This window comes from Massilia agri (genome assembly GCF_024753255.1).
In the GTDB taxonomy this organism is placed as follows: Bacteria; Pseudomonadota; Gammaproteobacteria; order Burkholderiales; family Burkholderiaceae_D; genus Telluria; species Telluria agri.
This window is the reverse complement of record NZ_JANUHA010000003.1, coordinates 102,181-121,924: the sequence shown is the minus strand read 5'-3', so window position 1 is coordinate 121,924 and position 19,744 is coordinate 102,181. Positions and strand designations below refer to the sequence as shown.

At 66.4% G+C, this 19,744-nt stretch carries 21 protein-coding genes; 18 read left to right on the top strand and 3 right to left on the bottom strand.

The annotated features are described in order from the left end of the window. Nucleotides 1-10 precede the first annotated feature (10 nt). Genes paaB through NX780_RS05525 form a run of 12 tightly spaced genes read left to right on the top strand, consistent with a single transcriptional unit; the run spans nucleotide 11 to nucleotide 11,217 of the window. Entirely contained in the window at nucleotides 11-295 is a 285-nt protein-coding gene (gene paaB / locus NX780_RS05580; protein ID WP_020651929.1) for a 1,2-phenylacetyl-CoA epoxidase subunit PaaB, read from the top strand. 8 nt (nucleotides 296-303) lie between these two features. Next, the gene (paaC, locus tag NX780_RS05575) at nucleotides 304-1,056 is read left to right on the top strand and encodes a 1,2-phenylacetyl-CoA epoxidase subunit PaaC (RefSeq protein ID WP_258826867.1); all 753 of its coding nucleotides are present in this window, start codon (nucleotides 304-306) and stop codon (nucleotides 1,054-1,056) included. Further along, nucleotides 1,056-1,577: a 1,2-phenylacetyl-CoA epoxidase subunit PaaD gene (paaD, locus tag NX780_RS05570; RefSeq protein WP_258826866.1), complete on the top strand. Its 522-nt coding sequence runs from the start codon at nucleotides 1,056-1,058 to the stop codon at nucleotides 1,575-1,577. Before paaC ends, paaD begins: the two co-directional genes overlap by 1 nt. A gap of 1 nt (nucleotide 1,578) precedes the next feature. Then, on the top strand, nucleotides 1,579-2,655 hold the full coding sequence (gene paaE / locus NX780_RS05565; protein ID WP_258826865.1) for a 1,2-phenylacetyl-CoA epoxidase subunit PaaE: 1,077 nt from the start codon (nucleotides 1,579-1,581) through the stop codon (nucleotides 2,653-2,655). A 50-nt stretch (nucleotides 2,656-2,705) separates the two neighbouring features. After that, nucleotides 2,706-3,497 carry a 2-(1,2-epoxy-1,2-dihydrophenyl)acetyl-CoA isomerase PaaG gene (gene paaG / locus NX780_RS05560; protein WP_258826864.1) on the top strand — a complete coding sequence of 264 codons (792 nt, stop codon included), beginning with the start codon at nucleotides 2,706-2,708 and terminating at the stop codon, nucleotides 3,495-3,497. Between the two features lie 3 nt (nucleotides 3,498-3,500). Continuing rightward, a complete protein-coding gene (gene paaH / locus NX780_RS05555) occupies nucleotides 3,501-5,039 on the top strand; it encodes a 3-hydroxyacyl-CoA dehydrogenase PaaH (protein ID WP_258826863.1) in 1,539 nt (512 codons plus the stop codon). Then, nucleotides 5,032-5,469, top strand: coding sequence for a hydroxyphenylacetyl-CoA thioesterase PaaI (paaI, locus tag NX780_RS05550; RefSeq protein ID WP_258826862.1), 438 nt, complete (start codon nucleotides 5,032-5,034; stop codon nucleotides 5,467-5,469). The genes paaH and paaI overlap by 8 nt, the downstream gene beginning before the upstream one ends. 34 nt (nucleotides 5,470-5,503) lie before the next feature. Further along, nucleotides 5,504-6,817, top strand: a complete 1,314-nt coding sequence (gene paaK / locus NX780_RS05545) for a phenylacetate--CoA ligase PaaK (protein WP_258826861.1) — start codon at nucleotides 5,504-5,506, stop codon at nucleotides 6,815-6,817. A 15-nt stretch (nucleotides 6,818-6,832) separates the two neighbouring features. After that, nucleotides 6,833-8,035 (top strand): 3-oxoadipyl-CoA thiolase, encoded by a 1,203-nt coding sequence (gene pcaF / locus NX780_RS05540; RefSeq protein ID WP_258826860.1) that lies wholly within the window; start codon nucleotides 6,833-6,835, stop codon nucleotides 8,033-8,035. Between the two features lie 2 nt (nucleotides 8,036-8,037). Then, nucleotides 8,038-8,637, top strand: coding sequence for a phenylacetic acid degradation protein PaaY (locus NX780_RS05535; RefSeq protein ID WP_258826859.1), 600 nt, complete (start codon nucleotides 8,038-8,040; stop codon nucleotides 8,635-8,637). A 25-nt stretch (nucleotides 8,638-8,662) separates the two neighbouring features. Then, nucleotides 8,663-10,714, top strand: coding sequence for a phenylacetic acid degradation bifunctional protein PaaZ (gene paaZ, locus NX780_RS05530; RefSeq protein ID WP_258826858.1), 2,052 nt, complete (start codon nucleotides 8,663-8,665; stop codon nucleotides 10,712-10,714). A 38-nt stretch (nucleotides 10,715-10,752) separates the two neighbouring features. Beyond that, nucleotides 10,753-11,217, top strand: a complete 465-nt coding sequence (locus NX780_RS05525) for a cupin domain-containing protein (RefSeq protein WP_258826857.1) — start codon at nucleotides 10,753-10,755, stop codon at nucleotides 11,215-11,217. A 3-nt stretch (nucleotides 11,218-11,220) separates the two neighbouring features. On the opposite strand, the gene NX780_RS05520 is transcribed toward NX780_RS05525, so the two are convergent. Together NX780_RS05520 and NX780_RS05515 are read right to left on the bottom strand one after the other, a co-directional pair. Beyond that, nucleotides 11,221-11,448, bottom strand: coding sequence for a hypothetical protein (locus tag NX780_RS05520; protein ID WP_258826856.1), 228 nt, complete (start codon nucleotides 11,446-11,448; stop codon nucleotides 11,221-11,223). A gap of 65 nt (nucleotides 11,449-11,513) precedes the next feature. After that, nucleotides 11,514-12,230, bottom strand: a complete 717-nt coding sequence (locus tag NX780_RS05515; RefSeq protein ID WP_258826855.1) for an HAD-IA family hydrolase — start codon at nucleotides 12,228-12,230, stop codon at nucleotides 11,514-11,516. 289 nt (nucleotides 12,231-12,519) lie between these two features. Here NX780_RS05515 and rsgA point away from each other — a divergent pair, with 289 nt between their 5' ends. Further along, nucleotides 12,520-13,548, top strand: a complete 1,029-nt coding sequence (gene rsgA / locus NX780_RS05510; RefSeq protein WP_258826854.1) for a ribosome small subunit-dependent GTPase A — start codon at nucleotides 12,520-12,522, stop codon at nucleotides 13,546-13,548. Between the two features lie 34 nt (nucleotides 13,549-13,582). Here rsgA and argH read toward each other — a convergent pair whose 3' ends face one another. Continuing rightward, nucleotides 13,583-14,980 (bottom strand): argininosuccinate lyase, encoded by a 1,398-nt coding sequence (argH, locus tag NX780_RS05505; RefSeq protein ID WP_258826853.1) that lies wholly within the window; start codon nucleotides 14,978-14,980, stop codon nucleotides 13,583-13,585. Between the two features lie 141 nt (nucleotides 14,981-15,121). Here argH and NX780_RS05500 point away from each other — a divergent pair, with 141 nt between their 5' ends. From NX780_RS05500 to NX780_RS05480, 5 genes are all read left to right on the top strand, one after another. Continuing rightward, on the top strand, nucleotides 15,122-15,730 hold the full coding sequence (locus tag NX780_RS05500) for a hypothetical protein (protein WP_258826852.1): 609 nt from the start codon (nucleotides 15,122-15,124) through the stop codon (nucleotides 15,728-15,730). A 112-nt stretch (nucleotides 15,731-15,842) separates the two neighbouring features. Beyond that, nucleotides 15,843-16,280, top strand: a complete 438-nt coding sequence (locus NX780_RS05495) for a GNAT family N-acetyltransferase (protein ID WP_258826851.1) — start codon at nucleotides 15,843-15,845, stop codon at nucleotides 16,278-16,280. A 69-nt stretch (nucleotides 16,281-16,349) separates the two neighbouring features. After that, the gene (locus NX780_RS05490) at nucleotides 16,350-17,609 is read left to right on the top strand and encodes a cyanophycinase (protein WP_258826850.1); all 1,260 of its coding nucleotides are present in this window, start codon (nucleotides 16,350-16,352) and stop codon (nucleotides 17,607-17,609) included. A 61-nt stretch (nucleotides 17,610-17,670) separates the two neighbouring features. Next, nucleotides 17,671-19,086: an IgA Peptidase M64 gene (locus NX780_RS05485; RefSeq protein ID WP_258826849.1), complete on the top strand. Its 1,416-nt coding sequence runs from the start codon at nucleotides 17,671-17,673 to the stop codon at nucleotides 19,084-19,086. Nucleotides 19,087-19,230: 144 nt separating this feature from the next. After that, complete coding sequence (locus NX780_RS05480; RefSeq protein WP_258826848.1) at nucleotides 19,231-19,719, top strand: hypothetical protein; 489 nt, start codon at nucleotides 19,231-19,233, stop codon at nucleotides 19,717-19,719. Nucleotides 19,720-19,744 lie beyond the last annotated feature (25 nt).

The window sequence follows — 19,744 nt, the reverse complement described above, 5'->3', positions numbered from 1 at the left end:
AGAGACAAGCATGAGCAAAGAATGGCCCCTGTGGGAAGTCTTCATCCGCAGCCAGCACGGCCTCGCCCACAAGCACGTCGGCAGCCTGCACGCCCCTGACGCCGAGATGGCGATCAACAACGCCCGCGACGTCTACACCCGACGCAACGAAGGCGTCAGCATCTGGGTCGTGCGCGCCGCCGACATCGTCGCCAGCAGCCCGAGCGACAAGGAAGCCCTGTTCGAGCCGGCCAACAGCAAGGTCTACCGCCATCCCACCTTCTTCCCGATGCCGGAAGAAGTGAAGAACCTGTGAGTCCGGCCGTGGATGCAAAGATCGAATACCTCCTGCGCCAGGGCGACAACGCCCTGATCCTCTCCCAGCAGCTGTGCCAGCTGTGCGGCAAGGGCCCGGCGCTGGAAGAAGACATGGCGCTGTCGAACGTCGCGCTCGACCTGCTGGGCCAGACCCGCATGTGGCTCACCTACGCCGGCGAACTCGAAGGGAAGGGCCGCGACGAAGACCGCCTGGCCTTCCACCGCGACGCCTTCGATTACCGCAACTGCCTGCTGGTCGAGCAGCCCAACGGCAGCTACGCCGACACGATGATGCGCCAGTTCCTCTTCGATACGTGGCACTACTTCCTGATGGACGGCCTGACCCGCTCGAGCGACGCGCGCATCGCCGAGATCGCGCAGAAGTCGATCAAGGAAGTGACCTACCACCTGCGCCGCTCCGGCGACCTGGTGGTGCGCCTGGGCGACGGCACCGACATCAGCCACGCCAAGATGCAGACGGCGCTCGACGAGCTGTGGATGTACAGCGGCGAAATGTTCATCTACGACGCCGTCGACAACGCGATGGTGGAGCAGGGCGTGGCACCAGGCGCCGAGCAGCTGCGCAAGCACTTCCTCGACCACCTGGCCGACGTGCTGAACGAAGCCACCCTCACGATGCCTTCTCCGGACGCCTGGATGCAGCGCGGCGGCAAGCAGGGCCGCCATACCGAGCGCCTCGGCTACATCCTGGCCGAGATGCAGTTCCTGCAGCGCGCCTATCCGGGAGCGCAGTGGTAATGAGCGCGGTCGGCGTCACCACGGACCAGGTCTGGCGCTGGCTCGGCGAGGTTGCCGATCCGGAGATCCCGGTCATCTCGGTGGTGGACCTCGGCATCGTGCGCGACGTCGCTTTCGACGGTGCGCATGGTGAAACTTGCGTGGTGACGATCACGCCGACTTATTCCGGCTGCCCGGCGATGCAGGTGATCTCTGACTCGGTGAAGGAAGCCCTGCTGTCGCACGGCCTGGAAGACGTGCGCATCGTCAGCCGCCTCTCGCCCGCCTGGACCACCGACTGGATGAGCGAGGCCGGCAAGGCCGCCCTGAAAGGCTATGGCATCGCCCCGCCGGTGCAGCAGGCGATCGACATCAGCGGCCTGCACGCGGGTATCCGCCGCCGCGCCGCGCCCGAGGTCTCCTGCCCGAACTGCGGCTCGCCGCATACCCAATTGACCAGCGAATTCGGCTCGACCCCGTGCAAGGCCCTGTACAAGTGCCTCGACTGCCGCGAGCCCTTCGACTACTTCAAGTGTCACTAAGATGAGCAAATTCTATCCCTTGACCGTCGCGAAGGTGAAACACGAAACCCGCGACGCCATCGCCGTCACCTTCGACGTCCCGGCCGAGCTGAAACCGCAATTCGCCTACCAGCAGGGCCAGCACCTGACCCTGCGCGCCATGATCGACGGCGAGGACGTGCGCCGTTCCTACTCGATCTGCTCGGCGGTGCAGGACGACACCCTGCGCGTGGCGATCAAGCGCGTCGGCGGCGGCCTGTTCTCGAGCTGGGCCAACGAACACCTCAAACCCGGCGCTACCCTCGACGTGATGCCGCCGATGGGCCACTTCAACGTGCCGCTCGACGCGCAGAGCGAACGCCACTACCTGGCCTTCGCCGCCGGCAGCGGCATCACGCCCATCCTGTCGATCGTCAAGACCACCCTGCTGGCCGAGCCGAAGAGCCGTTTCACCATCGTCTACGGCAACCGCGCCTCCTCAAGCGTGATCTTCCGCGACGAGCTGACCGATCTCAAGGATACGTACATGGACCGGCTCAAGCTGGTGTATGTGATGAGCCGCGAGCAGCAGGACATCGAACTCTTCAACGGCCGCATCACCGAAGAGAAGTGCGGCCACTTCCTGAAGCACTGGATCGACATCCGCGACATCGACGTCGCCTTCATCTGCGGCCCCGAAGACATGATGCACGGCGTCTCGCGCGCATTGCAGGACGCCGGCCTGGCCAAGGAAAAGATCCGCATCGAGCTGTTCGCCGCCAGCATCCCGAAGCACGAGCACAAGCCGCGCAAGGTGGAAGCAGGGCAGCAGCATCAGACCGAGGTCACCGTCATCATGGACGGCAACGCGGCCAGCTTCACGATGGACAAGGACAAGGAATCCCTGCTCGACGCCGGCCTGCGCGCCGGCATCGACATGCGCTACTCCTGCAAGGGCGGCGTGTGCTCGACCTGCCGCTGCAAGGTGCTCGACGGCCAGGTCGAGATGGACGTGAACTACGCGCTGGAAGACTACGAAGTGGCGCGCGGCTTCGTGCTGAGTTGCCAGAGCTTCCCGATCACGGACAAGGTGGTGGTCGACTTCGACATCGCAGAGTAATTGGTCCAACCGAGCAGTCCGACAAACAACAAGAAGACGAGGAGACATCCATGAGCTACGAAACCATCCAGTTCAAGATCGAGAACGGCATCGCCCTCCTGACCCTGAACCGCCCCGACCGCCTGAACAGCTTCACCCAGGCCATGCACCTCGAGGTGCGCGACGCCCTGGACAAACTCCAGGCCGACAAGTCCGTGCGCGTGCTGGTCCTCACCGGCGCCGGCCGCGGTTTCTGCGCCGGCCAGGACCTGCAGGACCGCGCGGTCGAACCGGGCGCACCGGGCGTGGACCTCGGCGAATCGGTCGAGAAGTTCTACGCGCCGCTGGTGTTGACCCTGAAAACACTGCCGATGCCCGTCATCTGCGCCGTCAACGGCGTGGCCGCCGGCGCCGGCGCCAACCTGGCGCTGGCCTGCGACATCGTGCTGGCCGCAAAATCGGCCAGCTTCATCGAGGCCTTCTGCAAGCTGGGCCTGATCCCGGACACCGGCGGCACCTGGCACCTGCCGCGCCTGATCGGCCAGGCGCGCGCCACGGGTCTTGCCATGCTGGGCGAGAAGCTCAGCGCCGAGAAGGCCGAGCAGTGGGGCCTGATCTGGGCCTGCGTCCCCGACGAAGCCCTGATGGACCAGGCCATGGCCATGGCTGAGCATTTCGCCGCCGCGCCAACGAAAGGCCTGGCCTTCACCAAGAAAGCCCTGCAGGCCAGCTGGACCAACACCCTGCCGGAACAATTGAAGCTCGAGGGCGAAATGATGCGCGAACTCGGCTACAGCCACGACTACCGCGAGGGCGTTGCCGCCTTCATCGCCAAACGTCCGGCGCACTTCAAGGGAGAGTAAGCAATGCAGGCACTCCCGAAGGAAAGCATCGTTGCCGTCGTCGGCAGCGGCGCCATGGGTTCCGGCATCGCCCAGGTCGCGGCCACCGCCGGCCACCAGGTGCTGCTGTTCGATACCCGCGTCGAAGCGGCCGACAAGGCCATCGACGGCATCAAGGCTACTTACGCCAAACTGGTCGAAAAGGGACGCATGGGCGCCGTCGAAGCGGACCTCGCCGGCGAACGCCTCAAGCGCATCGGCACCTTGCAGGAAGCGGCAAAGGCAGCGCTGGTGGTCGAAGCCATCGTCGAGAACCTGGACGCCAAGCGCGCCCTGTTCACCGAACTGGAAGGCATCGTGCTTGATGACTGCATCCTGGCCACGAATACCTCGTCGATCTCCGTCACCGCGATCGCCGCACCCCTGCGCCGTCCGGAACGCCTGGTCGGCATGCACTTCTTTAACCCGGTGCCCCTGATGGCGCTGGTCGAAGTCATCAGTGGCATCGCGACAAGCAGGCAGGTCGCCGACACCGTCCATGCCACCGCCGAAGCCTGGGGCAAGAACCCGGTGCACGCCAAGTCGACGCCGGGCTTCATCGTCAACCGCGTCGCCCGTCCGTATTACGCGGAAAGCCTGCGCCTGCTGCTGGAGCAGGCCGGCGACCCCGCCACCATCGACGCCGTGCTGCGCGACTGCGGCGGCTTCCGGATGGGCGCCTTCGAGCTGATGGACCTGATCGGCCACGACGTCAACTTCTCGGTGACGAACTCGGTCTACGACGCCTATTTCGGCGACCCGCGCTTCACACCCTCGATCCTGCAGCAGGAACTGGTCAACGCCGGCTTCCTGGGCCGCAAGACCGGCCGCGGCTTCTACCGCTACGGCGAAGGCGTCGAGAAGCCTGCCGTGCACACCGAAGCGCCGCAGGCGCGGCCCGATTCCGTGGCGCTGATCGGTGGCGAATCGAGCACCCTGGCGCCGCTGGCCGCACGCCTGGCGGCCGCCGGCTTCGAGCTGCCGCGCCATGAAGCATTCGAAGGCACGCCCGGCTTCCTGTGCGGGGCAGCCGCCGTGTATCTCACCGACGGCCGCACGGCCACCGAGCGCGCGGCCGAGACCTGGCATCCAGATACGGTCATCTACGACCTGCTGCTCGACGCCGGCAAGGCCACCCGCATCGCGCTGGCGCGCGCCGACCAGTGCAGCGACGCCGCCTACAACGCGGTGGTCGGCATGTTCCAGGCCGCCGGCTTAGCGGTCACGCGCCTGGACGACGTGCCCGGCATGGCCGTGATGCGCACCGTCGCCATGCTGGCCAATGAAGCGGCCGATGCCGTCAACCAGGGCGTGTGCAGCGCCGTTGCCGTCGATATCGCGATGCAGAAGGGCGTCAACTACCCGCGCGGCCCGCTGGCCTGGGCCGACAGCATCGGCCTGCAGCAGGTCGTCACCGTCCTGTCGCACCTGGCCGCGAGCTATGGCGAAGACCGCTACCGCGTCTCGCCGCTCCTGCGCCGCAAGATCGCCGCCAATCCGACCGGAGCGCGCTTCCATGCATGATGATGGCAGCCCGCAGGCGCTGGCCGAGCTGGCCGGCAAGACCATGTACGAGCGCGACCCGGCCAGCCAGGCCCTGGGCATGACCTTGGACGAGATCCGCCCCGGCTACGCCCGCATGTCGATGCACGTGCGCGGCGACATGCTCAACGGGCACGCCACCTGCCACGGCGGCTACATCTTCATGCTGGCCGACAGCGCCTTCGCCTTCGCCTGCAACTCGCACAACTTCAATACCGTCGGCGCCGGCTGCACCATCGACTACCTGGCCCCCGGCCGCGAGGGCGACGTACTGGTGGCCGAGGCGGTGGAGCAGGCCTTGCAGGGCAAGACGGGCGTCTACGACATCACCGTGACGAACCAGGAAGGGAAGAAGATCGCCCTGTTCCGCGGGAAGTCGCACCGTGTCAGTGGGATGGTGGCCGAACGCTAGCAGTACCGCTTTTGCAACACGATAGGAGGCCGGAATGGTCCAACGCACCCCTGCTCCGAATGAGCTGGAACCGATCGAACGCGCGAGCCGCGACGAGCTGCAGGCCCTGCAGCTCGGGCGCCTGAAATGGTCGCTGCACCACGCCTACGAGAACGTGCCGCACTACCGCGCCGCTTTCGACGCGGCCGGCGTGCACCCGGAAGACCTGAAGTCCCTGGGCGACCTGGCGAAGTTCCCCTTCACCGACAAGAAGACCCTGCGCGACAACTATCCCTTCGGCCTGTTCGCCGTGCCGCGTGAGCAGGTGGTGCGAATCCACGCCTCGAGCGGCACCACCGGCAAGGCCACCGTGGTGGGCTACACCCAGCACGACATCGACACCTGGGCCGGCGTGGTGGCGCGCTCGATCCGCGCCGCCGGGGGACGTGCGGGCGACATGGTCCACATCTCCTACGGCTATGGCCTCTTCACCGGCGGCCTGGGCGCCCACTACGGCGCCGAGAAGCTCGGCTGCACGGTGATCCCGATGTCGGGCGGCCAGACCGAGAAGCAGGTGCAGCTGATCCAGGACTTCAAGCCCTCGATCATCATGGTCACGCCCTCCTACATGCTGAACATCGTCGAGGAATTCGCACGCCAGGGCCTGGATCCGGCGCAGTCTTTGCTCAAGGTCGGCATCTTCGGGGCCGAACCCTGGACCGATGCGATGCGCAGCGAGATCGAGGCGCGCGCCGGCATCGATGCGGTCGACATCTATGGCCTGTCCGAGGTGATGGGCCCGGGCGTGGCCAGCGAGTGCATCGAGAGCAAGGACGGCCCGGTGATCTGGGAAGACCATTTCTACCCCGAGATCATCGATCCCGATACCGGCGAAGTGCTGCCGGACGGCGAGGAGGGCGAACTCGTGTTCACGTCGCTCAGCAAGGAAGCGCTGCCCATCATCCGCTACCGCACCCGCGACCTGACGCGCCTGCTGCCGCCGACCTCGCGCTCGATGCGCAGAATTAGCCGCATCACGGGGCGTTCCGACGACATGCTGATCATCCGCGGCGTGAACGTGTTCCCGAGCCAGATCGAAGAAATCATCCTGAAGATGCCGGCGCTGGCGCCGCAATACCAGCTGGTGGTGGCGCGCGACGGCCACCTGGACACGCTGGAGGTGCTGGGCGAGCTGCGCGACGCCGCGATTTCGCAGGCCGACGTGGACGCCTTGGGCCGCGAACTCCAGCACCGCATCAAGACCTATGTGGGCGTGACCACCCGCGTGACATTGACCCCGCCAGGCGGCATCGAACGCACGCTGACCGGCAAGGCCCGCCGCGTGGTCGACAAGCGCCCAAAAAACTAAACCAGAGGAGACACCATGCTTGAGGCATTCATCTGCGACGCCATCCGCACCCCCTTCGGCCGCTACGGCGGTTCGCTGGCCACCGTGCGCGCCGACGACCTGGGCGCGCTGCCCATCGCCGCGCTGATCGCCCGCAACAAGGACGTGGACTGGGGCGCCGTGGACGACCTGTTCTACGGCTGCGCCAACCAGGCCGGCGAGGACAACCGCAACGTCGGCCGCATGGCTGCGCTGCTGGCCGGCCTGCCGCAAGAGGTGCCGGCCAACACGATCAACCGCCTGTGCGGTTCGGGCATGGATGCCGTCGGCACCGCTGCACGCGCGATTCGCGCCGGCGAAGCGCAGCTGGTCATCGCCGGTGGCGTCGAAAGCATGACCCGCGCCCCATTCGTGATGGGCAAGGCCGACAGCGCCTTCTCGCGCGCCGCCAAGATCGAGGATACGACCCTCGGCTGGCGTTTCGTGAACCCGCTCATGAAAGCAAAATACGGCATCGATTCGATGCCCGAGACCGCCGAGAACGTGGCCCGCGAATTCGGTATCGCCAGGGAAGACCAGGACGCCTTCGCCCTGCGCAGCCAGCAGCGCTGGGCACGCGCGAATGCCGAAGGCTTCTTCAAGGACGAAATCATCCCGGTCACCATCCATGGCAAGAAAGGCGAGTCGCGCGTCTTCGACACCGACGAGCAGCCGCGCGAGACCAGCATGGAAGCGCTGGCGAAACTGAAGGGCGTGGTCACGCCCGACGGAACGGTCAGCGCCGGCAACGCCTCGAGCCTGAACGACGGCGCCTGCGCACTGCTGCTCGCTTCGGAGACGATGGCCGTGCGCAACGGCCTGACCCCGCGCGCCCGCGTGGTCGGCATGGCCACCGCCGGCCTGGCGCCGCGCATCATGGGCTTCGGTCCGTCGCCGGCGGTGAAGAAGCTGCTGCTGCAAACCGGATTGCGCCTCGACCAGATGGACGTGATCGAACTGAATGAAGCGTTCGCCGCCCAGGGCCTGGCCGTGACGCGCGACCTCGGCCTGCCGGACGATGCGGCGCACGTGAACCCTAACGGCGGCGCGATCGCCCTCGGCCACCCGCTGGGCGCGTCCGGCGCGCGCCTGGTGACGACCGCCGTCAACCAGCTGCACCGGTCGAAGGGCCGCTACGCCCTGTGCACCATGTGCATCGGCGTCGGCCAGGGCATCGCCCTGATCGTCGAGCGGGTGTAGGCATGGTCAAGGTCTACGAGATCAACGGCGTGCGGCCGGTGGTGCACCCCACCGCCTACGTGCACCCGAGCGCGGTGCTGATCGGCGACGTCATCGTCGGCCCGCGCTGCTACATCGGCCCGCTGGCTTCGCTGCGCGGCGACTTCGGTCGCCTGATCCTGGAGGAGGGAGCCAACCTGCAGGACACCTGCGTGATGCACGGCTTCCCGGGCGAGGACACGGTGGTCGAAGTCGACGGCCACATCGGCCACGGCGCGGTGCTGCACGGTTGCCGCATCAAGCGCAACGCCATGGTGGGCATGAATGCGGTCGTGATGGACAAGGCCGTCGTGGGCGAAGAATCGATCGTCGCCGCGATGAGCTTCGTGAAGGCGGGCATGGTCATCCCGCCGCGCAGCATGGTGATGGGCACGCCCGCGAAGATCATGCGCGAGCTGACGATTGATGATGTGAAGTGGAAGAGCTTCGGCACGCGCCAGTACCACGAGCTGAACGTGCGCTCGCTGGAGACGATGCGCGAGGTCGAAGCCTTGACGGAAGTGGAGCCGGATCGCAAGGGCATCGCGTTCGACCCGAGCGGCATGCACAAACCGAAATCCTGAAGAGACAAGAACGGAGACGAACGACATGGGCAATATCGCCACCCTGCAAAGCCTGATCGCCGGCCGCTGGCACGGTACCGAGGCGCACACCCCGCTGCACAGCGCGCTGAACAATGAACTGATCTATCACACCCACGCCGAGAAGATCGACTTCGACGAAGCCGTCACCTATGGCCGCAAGACCGGCATCCCGGCCCTGATGCAGCTCGACTTCCAGAAGCGCGCCCAGCGCCTGAAAGCGCTGGCGCTCTACATGATGGAGCGCAAGGAAGAGCTGTACGAAATCTCGCACCTGACCGGCGCCACCCGCCCGGACAGCTGGGTCGACGTCGAAGGCGGCATCGGCACCCTGTTCGCGTACGCCAGCATGGGTTCGCGCGAGCTGCCCTCGTCGAACGTCCTGCACGAAGGCCCGGCCATGGCCCTGGGCAAGCGCGGCGGTTTCGCCGGCACCCACATCCTGGTGCCGCGCGGCGGTCTCGCAGTGCACATCAATGCCTTCAACTTCCCGATCTGGGGCATGCTGGAAAAATTCGCGCCGAGCTTCCTGGCCGCCATGCCCTGCATCGTCAAGCCGGCGACTGCCACCAGCTACCTGACCCACGCGACCGTCAGGATGATGATGGACTCCGGCCTGCTGCCGGAAGGCGCGCTGCAGCTCGTCATCGGATCGACCGGCGACCTGCTCGACCGCCTGGGCGGCTTCGATGCCGTCACCTTTACCGGCTCGGCCGATACCGCCGCCAAGCTGAAGGCCAACCCGAACCTGATCCGCGAAGCGGTCCCCTTCACCGCCGAAGCCGACTCGCTCAACTGCGCGATCCTGGCCCCTGACGTCACGCCCGACGACCCGGAGTTCGACCTGTTCGTCAAGGAAGTCGCGCGCGAGATGACCGGCAAGGCCGGCCAGAAGTGCACGGCGATCCGCCGCGTGATCGTGCCGGAGCAGCATGCCGAAGCGGTGGGCGCGCGCCTGCGCGAGCGCCTGGCCAAGATCACCGTCGGCAATCCGAAGGTCGAGGGCGTGCGCATGGGCGCGCTGGCCTCGATGGACCAGCACCGCGACGTGTCGGAACGCGTCGAGATGCTCGCACGCGGCAACGAAGTCCTGTTCAGTGCCCGCGACGGTTTCAATCCGGTGGGTGAGGGCGTAGCTGCTGGCGCCTTCTTCGCACCGACCCTGCTCCTGTGCCGCAACGCGATGGTCAACGACGCCGTCCACGACATCGAAGCCTTCGGCCCGGTCTCCACCGTGATGACCTACCGCGACATCGACGAAGCCTTGACTCTCGCCGCACGCGGCAAGGGCAGCCTGGTGACGACGCTCGTCACCAAAGACCCGGCCATCGCCGCGCACGCGGTGCCGATCGCCGCCGCCTCGCACGGCCGCGTGCACATCCTCGAGCGCGAATCGGCCGTGGACTCCACCGGCCACGGCTCGCCGCTGCCGCAGCTGAAGCACGGCGGTCCGGGCCGCGCCGGCGGTGGCGAAGAGCTGGGCGGCATCCGCGCCGTGAAGCACTTCCTGCAGCGCGCCGCGGTCCAGGGCTCGCCGACCATGCTGGGTGCCGTGACGGGCGAATACGTGCGTGGTGGCGCGGTCAAGGAAACCGAGGTCCATCCTTTCCGCCGCTGGTTCGAGGACCTGGAAGTCGGCCACTCGCTGCTGACCCATCGCCGCACCGTGAGCGAAGCCGACATCGTCAACTTTGGCGGCGTCTCGGGCGACTACTTCTACATGCACTTCGACGAGATCGCGGCCAAGGACACCCAGTTCGGCAAGCGCATCGCCCACGGCTACTTCGTGCTGTCGGCGGCGGCGGGACTGTTCGTGTCGCCGGCCCCGGGGCCGGTGCTGGCCAACTACGGCCTGGACAACCTGCGCTTCGTCGCGCCGGTGGCGATCGGCGACACCATCCGCGCAAGGCTCACCTGCAAGCGCAAGGTCGACCGCAACCGCACGGACGAACAGGGGCGGGGGCAGGGCGTGGTGGCCTGGGACGTGCAGGTCACCAACCAGAACGACGAACTGGTGGCGAGTTACGATATCCTGACGCTGGTACAGAAGCGCGGCTGAAACGACGCTCTTGCCGCGAATCAACAGGAGATCACCGCATGTCGAGACTGGACCTGAGCAGCATCCCCGTGGTGAAGGGCACGGGCTACCCCGATCCCTTCGCCGAGCTGGTCGACGGACGCACCCGGCAGGCGCTGGGTGATGCCGGCGGCCTGAGCCAGTTCGGCGTGAACCTGGTCGAGCTCCAGCCCGGCGCCGCGTCTTCGCAGCGCCACTGGCACTCGCACGAGGACGAGTTCGTGATGATGGTGTCGGGCGAGCTGGTCCTGGTGACCGACGAGGGCGAGACCATCATGCGAGCAGGGGACTGCGCGGCTTTCCCGGGTGGAAAGCCGAACGGGCACCATCTCATCAACCGCAGCTGGGGACCGGGCGTCTTCCTCTGCGTCGGTTCGCGCATCCGGGAAGACAAGGCGAGCTATCCCGACATCGACCTGCAGTACGACGGCGCGACCGATTCCTACTTGCACAAGGACGGCACGCCCTATCCCAAGCGCACCTGAGCCCTAGTTCAGCTTGCGCGCATAGCGCGAGCGGATATGCTGGCTGACGAAGGTGGACAGCCCGCGGCCTTCGCGGGCCAGTTCCTGCATCTTGGCAATGTTCTCCGGGCCAGCGCTGCGCTCGGTGTAGAGGTAGCGGTCGCCCCCGGTGAACTGGATGGTGATCGAGTCCTTGTCGATGTCATAGGCGACGACGCCGGATTCGCCGCTCGTGTTGCGATAGCGGTGCATGCGCACCTCCGTGAGGAATGTCGATACGCCTCATGTGGGTGCCGTTCGCCCCAGTACAAGTCGGCTCAGTGGCCGATCTTCCTCTGCACCTTGAGCATGCCGTTCTCTAGCTGCACGGCAAGCAGGTCCGCGTAATCGGGCACCGGCGACGAGCGCGTCTCGACCGGATGCGTGTGGGTGGCCGTGACGACGATGCTGTCCATGCCGGCCGCTTCCGCTGCCGCCAGGCCGATCGGCGTGTCCTCGAACACCAGGCAATCCTGCGGATTCACGCCCAGCTTCTGCGCCCCCAGCAGGAAGGGATCCGGCGCCGGCTTGCCGTGTTTCACATCCTCGGCCGACACCAGCAGCGGCGGCAGGGGCAGCCCGGCGGCGGCGATGCGCGCGGTCGCCAGCGGGCGCGAGGCCGAGGTGACGATGGCCCAGCGGTCCGTCGGCAGGCTGGCCAGGAAGCGTCCCACGCCGCGGATTTCCTCGATGTCCCCCACGTCCTCAATCTCGGCCAGGGCAATGCCCAGGGCTTCGGCCACCGGATCGACGCCGGGCAGGCCGAGCTTGCGGATGGTGTCCTCGGTGCGCTTGCCGTGCACGGTGGGCACGAAGGTCACGGGATCGAGCCCATGGCGCACGGCCCAGGCGCTCCAGACGCGCTCGGCGGACTTGATCGAGGTAAGGATGGTGCCGTCCATGTCGAACAGGAAGGCGGCATACTCGCGGGAAGGGAGGACTTTAGGATTGCTTGGCGTCACGGGAGTCTCGATATCGGTTGATGAGCCGGTCATGGGCTGGGCAAACAGCATAGCGCAAACCGCCAGGCGGCATCGCGCCCTTGACCTTCTTGCCGGCTGCTGCCAGACTAGCCATCCCACCAACCGATCCGAGGAGACAAAGCATGAACCAGCCTGATACCGCCCTCCGGTCGGCCGCCTGATCCGCCCGCTCATCACCACGCTTCACTAGCGATGTGCCTGGCGCGATAGCGCGCCGACCTTCCACTTTTCGACCCTGCTGCGCCAAACGCGCAGTGCCTGCGCACGCCTGTTGCGCTCTCGAACTGGAAACCACATCGTCATGATCGACATCGATTTCCCGACCCTTCACGGGATCGGATTCAAGCAGCAATTCGTTTCACAACTGGCCGCGAGTTCGGCCCAACACCGCCTCGCCCGCGTCACCGCCGCCCAGCGCGACGCGATGACCCTCGACGACGGCAAGCACACCTTCCATGCGCGTCTCCTGCGCCACATGGAGCCGGCCGTGGTCGGCGACTGGGTGCTCCTCATCGAGAGCGCCGGGGAATACTGGATCGACAGCGTCCTCGAGCCGTCCACGCGCCTGACGCGCCGCACGCCCTCCGGCCGCCAGGTATTGGCCAGCAACGTCGATACGGCCCTGCTCCTGATGGGCCTCGACAACGACTTCAATCCGCGCCGCATGGAGCGCTATATCGCCGTGGTGCGTGCCTGCGGCGTCGAGCCTGTGATGGTGCTGACCAAGTCGGACATCGGCATCGACGCTAGCGAGAAGATCGCCCAGCTGCGCCAGCGCATCCCGGACGACGTGCCGGCATTGAGCCTGCATCCCGCCGAGCAGGACGATGCGGGAATGCTGGCGCCCTGGCTGGGGAAGGGCCAGACCCTGGTGCTGCTTGGCTCTTCCGGCGTCGGCAAGTCGACCCTGACCAATGCCCTCACGGGCAGCGGCCAGGCCACCGGCGGCACCCGCCATGGGGACGACCGCGGCCGCCACACGACCACCGCGCGCTCGCTGCACCGCTGCCCGGGCGGCGCCTGCATCATCGACACGCCGGGCCTGCGGGCCTGGCAGCCGGATGCGGACGAGGAAGAGCTGGGACTGTCCTTCAACGACATCGCCGCGCTGGCGGAGCAGTGCCAGTTCCGCGACTGCGTGCACGAGAGCGAGCCGGGATGCGCGGTACGGGGTGTGGTGGATGCGGACCGGCTGCGCAACTACCGCAAGCTGCTGCGCGAGGTGCAGCGCGCGGAGCAGACGCCGCTGGATCGGATCGCCGAAAGAGGGAAGTGGAAGGTGTTGATGAAGGAGGCCCGGCAGCGGGGCCGCGACAAGCGCGGAGGGTGAGGATGGCGGGCGGCGCGGCCGCCCGCCATGAACATCATTCAGCCAGCTGCTTGCGCACGCGCTCGATGGCTTTGCGGACCTGGTTCGGCGCGGTGCCGCCGACGTGGTCGCGCGCCGCCACCGAGCCTTCCAGCGACAGCACGGCGAATACGTCCTGCTCGATCAGCGGCGAGAACTCGCGCAGCTTCTCGAGCGCCATCTCGGACAGGTCGCAGCCGGCCACGTCGCAGGCGCGCACCGCGTGCGCCACGGCTTCGTGCGCGTCGCGGAAGGGCAGGCCCTTCTTGACCAGGTAGTCGGCCAGGTCGGTCGCCGTCGCGTAGCCCTGCAGGGCGGCGGAGCGCATGTTCTCGGCCTTCACCGTGATGCCGCCCGCCATGTCGGCGAAGATGCGCAGCGTATCGGTGACGGTGTCGATGGTATCGAACAGCGGTTCCTTGTCTTCCTGGTTGTCCTTGTTGTAGGCCAGCGGCTGGCCCTTCATCAGGACCAGCAGGCCGTTCAGGTGGCCGTAGACACGGCCGGTCTTGCCGCGCGCGAGTTCCGGCACGTCCGGGTTTTTCTTCTGCGGCATGATCGACGAGCCGGTGCAGAAGCGGTCGGCGATGTCGATGAAGCCGATGCGCGGGCTGATCCACATCACCAGCTCTTCCGAGAAGCGCGAGATGTGCATCATGATGAGGGAGGCGGCCGCCGTGAATTCGATGGCGAAATCGCGGTCCGACACGGCGTCGAGCGAGTTGTGGCAGACGTCCTCGAAGCCCAGGGTCTTGGCCACGCGCAGGCGATCGATCGGGAAGGTGGTGCCGGCTAGCGCGGCCGCGCCCAGCGGCAGGCGGTTGACGCGGCGGCGCGCGTCCTGCATGCGCTCGAGGTCGCGGCCGAACATCTCGACGTAGGCCAGCATGTGGTGTCCAAAGGTGATGGGTTGCGCCACCTGCAGGTGGGTGAAGCCCGGCATGATGGTGTCCGCATGGCGCTCGGCCAGGTCCGTCAATGCAGCGCGCAGGCTGTTCAAGAGACCCACGATGTCGTCGATCGCGGCGCGCACATACAGGCGGATGTCGGTTGCGACCTGGTCGTTGCGCGAGCGGCCGGTGTGCAGGCGCTTGCCGGCGTCGCCCACCAGCTCGGTCAGGCGCTTCTCGATGTTCAGGTGCACGTCTTCCAGGTCCAGCAGCCATTCGAAGGTGCCGGCGTCGATCTCGCTCTTGATCTGGGCCATGCCGCGCTCGATGTCCGCGCGGTCCTGTGCGCTGATGATGCCCTGGGCGGCCAGCATCTCGGCGTGGGCCAGCGAACCCTGGATGTCGTAGGGCGCCAGGCGCTTGTCGAAGAACACGGACGCGGTGTAGCGCTTGACGAGGTCGGAAACGGGTTCGGTGAAGCGCGCGGACCAGGCCTCGGCTTTCTTGGAGAATTGATCGGTCATGGTGGAATCTCGGTTGGGGATCGTACGATTATAACTGGCCGGCAGGTCGGACCACTTCGCCCCATCCGTGGTGGATGACAAGCCCGGGGAAATGCGTGATGATGTGGCCAGGCTTCATTAAATGACAACAAAGGGGGAGACATGAATCGACTGACACAACTCGGCGCGGCGGCGCTGCTGGCGGCGGCAAGCTGCGTACCGGCAGCGGCCCAGCAGGCGACGCCACCGGTACCCGGCGCGACGCCGACCGCGATCGCGCCGCCGCCGCCCAAGGCCGCCCCCGGCCTGCCGGCTGCCCGTCCCGCCGATGTCGCCTCGATCGACGCGATCGTCGCCGCACTCTACGACGTGATCTCCGGCCCGGCCGGCGCCCCGCGCGACTGGGACCGCATGCGCTCGCTGTTCGCGCCCGAGGGCCGGATGGGCGCCGTCGGCATGCGCCCGGACGGCAGCTATGTGCTGCGCAGCCTGACGCCGGAAGACTATATTTCGCGCAATACCAAGGCCTTCGCCACCATGGGCTTTTTTGAAACCGAGCTGGCCCGCACCACCGAAACCTTCGGCCAGATCGCCCATGTGTTCAGCACCTACGAGGCGCGCCACGCCAAGGACGATGCGAAGCCCTTCATGCGCGGCATCAACAGCATCCAGCTGATCCACGACGGCAAGCGCTGGTACGTGCTGAACCTGATCTGGCGCGCCGAGGACAGCAAGCTCCAGCTGCCCGAGCGCTACCTGCGCAACGGTTGAGCTGGGCGCGGCGGACGTCATTGCGCATGGCGCAAGGACGTCCAATCGCGTGTTGTATTACTGGCAAACGGCGCTAGAATTCACTTTTAAGCCAGAACCAGACACGGGTCCCATGATTACCAACGACTCCAGCTTCCAGGTCAGCACCGATCAGACGAAGCTCGACATCCCGATGATCTACCGCTTCCTGAGCGAGCAGAGCACCTGGGCGGTCGGCATCTCCCGCCCCGTGGTCGAGCGCGCGATCGAGAATTCGCTGTGCTTCGGCGGCTACCTCGACGGCCGCCAGATCGCCTTCGCGCGCGTGATCACCGACTTCGCCACCTTCGCCAACCTGGTGGATGTGTTCGTGGTGCCGGAATACCGCGGCCATGGATACGGCAAGCAATTGGTCGGCGTCGTGCTGCGCCACCCGAGCCTGCAGAAACTGCGCCGCTTCACGCTCGCCACGACCGATTGCCACAGCCTCTACGAACGCTTCGGCTTCACCACGCCGCAGCGTCCCGAGACGCTGATGGAACGTTACTTTCCGAACATATATTTGTCCTGAGCATACTCAACACGGCGACGCCCTTCTCGAATCAGGCTTACGATAGTCCTCATCGAGAAGGAGGCAGTCATGTTCCAGGTCGCCGCCCGGGTTCTCCGTCGCGCCTTGCTCGCCTTTCTACTGCTGGCGGGTAATAGCTGCTGGGCCGACAAGGTGGAGGTCCCCCCTTCGCCCAAGGGGCATCTCGTGATCATCGGTGGCGCCCTGCGTGGCGACAATGCGGCCGTGTGGGAACGCATGGTCCAGCTCGCGGGCGGCAAGGGCGCCCGCATCGCCGTCTTCGCCTCCGCTTCCGCCAGCCCTGACAAGGCCGGCAAATTCCTGGTCGACCGTTTCAATGCCTACGGCGCGAAAGCCTTTTTCGTGCCGGTCGCCGTGCGCCTGGCCGGCACCGACTACCAGGCCGCGGCCGAGGATCCGATCTTGGCCGACGCGGTGCGCTCGGCCGGCGGCGCCTTCTTCGCCGGCGGCGACCAGGGCCGCATCACGCGCGCGCTCAAGCGTCCCGACGGCGGCAATACCCGTATGCTCGATGCGCTCTGGGAGCTCTACCGGCGTGGCGGCATGCTGGCCGGTTCAAGCGCCGGGGCCGCCATCATGAGCAGCACCATGTTCGGCTATCCGAAGCCGGTGCTGGCCACCATGAGGCTGGGTTTGGACGAGGGCAGGGAGATCGCGCCGGGCCTGGGCTTCATCGGCGAAGACGTGTTCGTCGACCAGCACCTCCTGGTGCGCGGGCGCTTCGCGCGCATGGTGCCGGCCATGCTCAAGAAGGGCTACAAGATCGGCCTGGGGATCGACGAGAACACCGCCATGGTGGTCGGGCCGAAGCGCGAGGTCGAGGTGATCGGCTACCGGGGCGCCCTGCTGGTCGACCTGTCGAGGGCGGTGGCGCAGGACGGGCCCCTGAACGTCAGCAATGTGCGCCTGAGCTACCTGGACAACGGCGACCGCTTCAGCCTGCATACCCACGCCTTTACGCCGGGCAGCGACAAGATCGACAACAAGCTCGATCCTGCGAAACCCTACTTCCGCGAACCGCTGTTCTCGGCCGACATCCTCGGCAACACGACCGTGGTCGACCTGATGTCCCGGCTGATCGACAGCGACCAGCGCGAGGCCATCGGACTCTCGCTCGACGGCCCCAACGGCCCCCAGCCCGACCTGGGCTTCGAGTTCAAGCTCACGCGTACGAACGACAGCGTCGGCTATATGTCGCTGCTGACCGAAACCTACTCGGTCTACAACATGCGGCTCGATATCCGGCCCATCGTGGTGCAGCGGCCCTTGTACCAGTACCGGCAGGCCGAGACCGCGGCAGCCAGGTGATTGCCGGAATGGCAGGCCAGGCGCAGTAGAATGGACGACCTTCGTCTCATGAGGATCGTCCATGTTCCATCTTTCCTACCGCCTGCTTGCCGCAGCGCTGGCGCTGGCCGCAGGCATTGCCCATGCCGCCCAGCCGGCCACCGTCCGCGTCGACTATGCCCACAGCGGCAACGCCCTGTCGGACCAATACGCGCTCGAGCGCGTCGTGATCGAACCGCTGCCCTGGCCGGGCAACACCGCGCGCAACCTGGACGATACCAACCGCGGCCAGAACCGCGTCGAGGTGGTGGATGTGAAGACCGGCGACCTGCTGTATTCGCGCGGCTTCTCGACGGTCTTCGGCGAGTGGCGCACGACGGAAGAGGCGAACCGCATCAGCCGCGCCTTCCACGAATCGGTGCGCTTCCCGAAATTCGACCGCCCGGTGCGCGTGCGCATCCTCAAGCGCGACGAGCGCAACCAGTTCTCGGTGGCCTGGAGCATCGAAGTCGACGCCGACGCGCAGGAGGTGGTGAAGAAGCAGCCTGCCGCGCCCGCAAAACCGGTTCCGATCCACGTTAGCGGTCTATCGCCCGACAAGGTCGACCTGCTGGTGCTGGGCGACGGCTACACCGCTCTGGAACTGAAGAAATTCGAAAGCGACGCGCGGCGCCTGGTGAAGCACCTGTTCACGGTCTCTCCCTTCAAGGAGCGTGCGAAGGACTTCAATGTCTGGGGGCTGGCGGTGCCGACGAAGGAATCCGGTATCACCCGTCCCTCCACCGGCGTGCACCACGCCTCGAGCCTCGGCACGCGCTATGACATCTTCGGCAGCGAGCGCTACGTGCTCACCCTGGACAACCGCGCGCTGCGCGACATCGCCCAGCACGCACCCTATGAGTTCATCGAGATCCTGGTGAACAACGAGACCTATGGTGGCGGCGGCATTTTCGGCCAGTTCAGCACCGCGGCGGCGGGCAACGAGTGGGCCGATTACCTCTTCGTGCACGAATTCGGCCACCACTTCGCGGGCCTGGCCGACGAGTACTACACCTCGCCGGTGGCCTATGCGACGGGCGGGGTGCGCATGGAGCCGTGGGAGCCGAATGCCACCGCGCTGCGCGACCCGGCGAATCTGAAATGGAAGCGCCACGTGAAGGCGGGCACGCCGTTGCCGACGCCCTGGCCCAAGGCCGAATACGAGGAGGCCTCGCGCGCCTACCAGAAGAAGCGCGCCGCCCTGCGCGCGGCGAATCGCCCGGAGAGCGAGATGAACGCGCTGTTCCGCGAAGACCTCAAGGCGACCGAGGCGCTGTTCGCGGGCAAGCCGCATCGCCACGATGTGGGCGCCTTCGAAGGTGCGAACTACGAGGCCAGTGGCTACTACCGCCCGGCGATGCAGTGCCTGATGTTCGACCGCAGCGAAGCCTTCTGTCCGGTGTGCCGGGATGGTGTGAGCGAGATCATCGACCTGTATGCGGGGCCTGCTCGGCAGTAAAGTTTGCTTACAAATGTCACCGGAAGTCCGTGGGGTGGCTAACAGACCCGGGCAGTAGGGCAGCCTATTCTGGAGTCGTTGTCAGACAAAAATTATTACGCGGTTGCACAGCACTGCGTGACCACTCACCGGAAAGGAACCATCATGAACAAACTGATCGCCACCCTCATCGCCGGCCTGTTCGCCACCGCCGCCACCGCCCAGACCACCACCACGCCGGCCGCGACCGACGCTGTCGTGAAAGCGGAAGCCAAGGCGGAGAAGGAAGTCGTGAAGGCCGAAGCCAAGGAAATCAAGAACGCCGCCAAGGCGGACGAGAAAGTGAACAAGGCGGTCGCCAAGGCCAACGAGAAGAAGGCCGAGGCCCACGCCGACGCCGTGAAGGCCCACGCCAACGCGGTCGAGAAAGTCGCGAAAGCCGATCCGGAAGACCGCGCCAAGGCGGTAGCCAAGGCCGAGGAAAAGATCGCCGACGCCAACCTGAAGGCTGACAAGAAGATGATCAAGGCCGACGAGAAGCTGTTGAAGACCCAGGTCGATGCGGCAGCCGACAAGGCACAAGCCGCAGCCAAGACCGAACAGGTGCGTGCTGAAGCGCAGGCTGATGTGCACAAGGCCGCTGCCAAGCACTGATCAGCATCCGCTGAAATGAAAAACG

Excerpts from the sequence above, each read along its gene's own strand:
- paaB (WP_020651929.1), top strand. The coding sequence starts at position 11 with ATGAGCAAAGAATGGCCCCTGTGGGAAGTCTTCATCCGCAGCCAGCAC.
- paaD (WP_258826866.1), top strand. The coding sequence starts at position 1,056 with ATGAGCGCGGTCGGCGTCACCACGGACCAGGTCTGGCGCTGGCTCGGC.
- paaE (WP_258826865.1), top strand. The coding sequence starts at position 1,579 with ATGAGCAAATTCTATCCCTTGACCGTCGCGAAGGTGAAACACGAAACC.
- paaG (WP_258826864.1), top strand. The coding sequence starts at position 2,706 with ATGAGCTACGAAACCATCCAGTTCAAGATCGAGAACGGCATCGCCCTC.
- paaH (WP_258826863.1), top strand. The coding sequence starts at position 3,501 with ATGCAGGCACTCCCGAAGGAAAGCATCGTTGCCGTCGTCGGCAGCGGC.
- paaI (WP_258826862.1), top strand. The coding sequence starts at position 5,032 with ATGCATGATGATGGCAGCCCGCAGGCGCTGGCCGAGCTGGCCGGCAAG.
- paaK (WP_258826861.1), top strand. The coding sequence starts at position 5,504 with ATGGTCCAACGCACCCCTGCTCCGAATGAGCTGGAACCGATCGAACGC.
- pcaF (WP_258826860.1), top strand. The coding sequence starts at position 6,833 with ATGCTTGAGGCATTCATCTGCGACGCCATCCGCACCCCCTTCGGCCGC.
- NX780_RS05535 (WP_258826859.1), top strand. The coding sequence starts at position 8,038 with ATGGTCAAGGTCTACGAGATCAACGGCGTGCGGCCGGTGGTGCACCCC.
- paaZ (WP_258826858.1), top strand. The coding sequence starts at position 8,663 with ATGGGCAATATCGCCACCCTGCAAAGCCTGATCGCCGGCCGCTGGCAC.
- NX780_RS05525 (WP_258826857.1), top strand. The coding sequence starts at position 10,753 with ATGTCGAGACTGGACCTGAGCAGCATCCCCGTGGTGAAGGGCACGGGC.
- NX780_RS05520 (WP_258826856.1), bottom strand. The coding sequence starts at position 11,448 with ATGCACCGCTATCGCAACACGAGCGGCGAATCCGGCGTCGTCGCCTAT.
- NX780_RS05515 (WP_258826855.1), bottom strand. The coding sequence starts at position 12,230 with ATGACCGGCTCATCAACCGATATCGAGACTCCCGTGACGCCAAGCAAT.
- rsgA (WP_258826854.1), top strand. The coding sequence starts at position 12,520 with ATGATCGACATCGATTTCCCGACCCTTCACGGGATCGGATTCAAGCAG.
- argH (WP_258826853.1), bottom strand. The coding sequence starts at position 14,980 with ATGACCGATCAATTCTCCAAGAAAGCCGAGGCCTGGTCCGCGCGCTTC.
- NX780_RS05500 (WP_258826852.1), top strand. The coding sequence starts at position 15,122 with ATGAATCGACTGACACAACTCGGCGCGGCGGCGCTGCTGGCGGCGGCA.
- NX780_RS05495 (WP_258826851.1), top strand. The coding sequence starts at position 15,843 with ATGATTACCAACGACTCCAGCTTCCAGGTCAGCACCGATCAGACGAAG.
- NX780_RS05490 (WP_258826850.1), top strand. The coding sequence starts at position 16,350 with ATGTTCCAGGTCGCCGCCCGGGTTCTCCGTCGCGCCTTGCTCGCCTTT.
- NX780_RS05485 (WP_258826849.1), top strand. The coding sequence starts at position 17,671 with ATGTTCCATCTTTCCTACCGCCTGCTTGCCGCAGCGCTGGCGCTGGCC.
- NX780_RS05480 (WP_258826848.1), top strand. The coding sequence starts at position 19,231 with ATGAACAAACTGATCGCCACCCTCATCGCCGGCCTGTTCGCCACCGCC.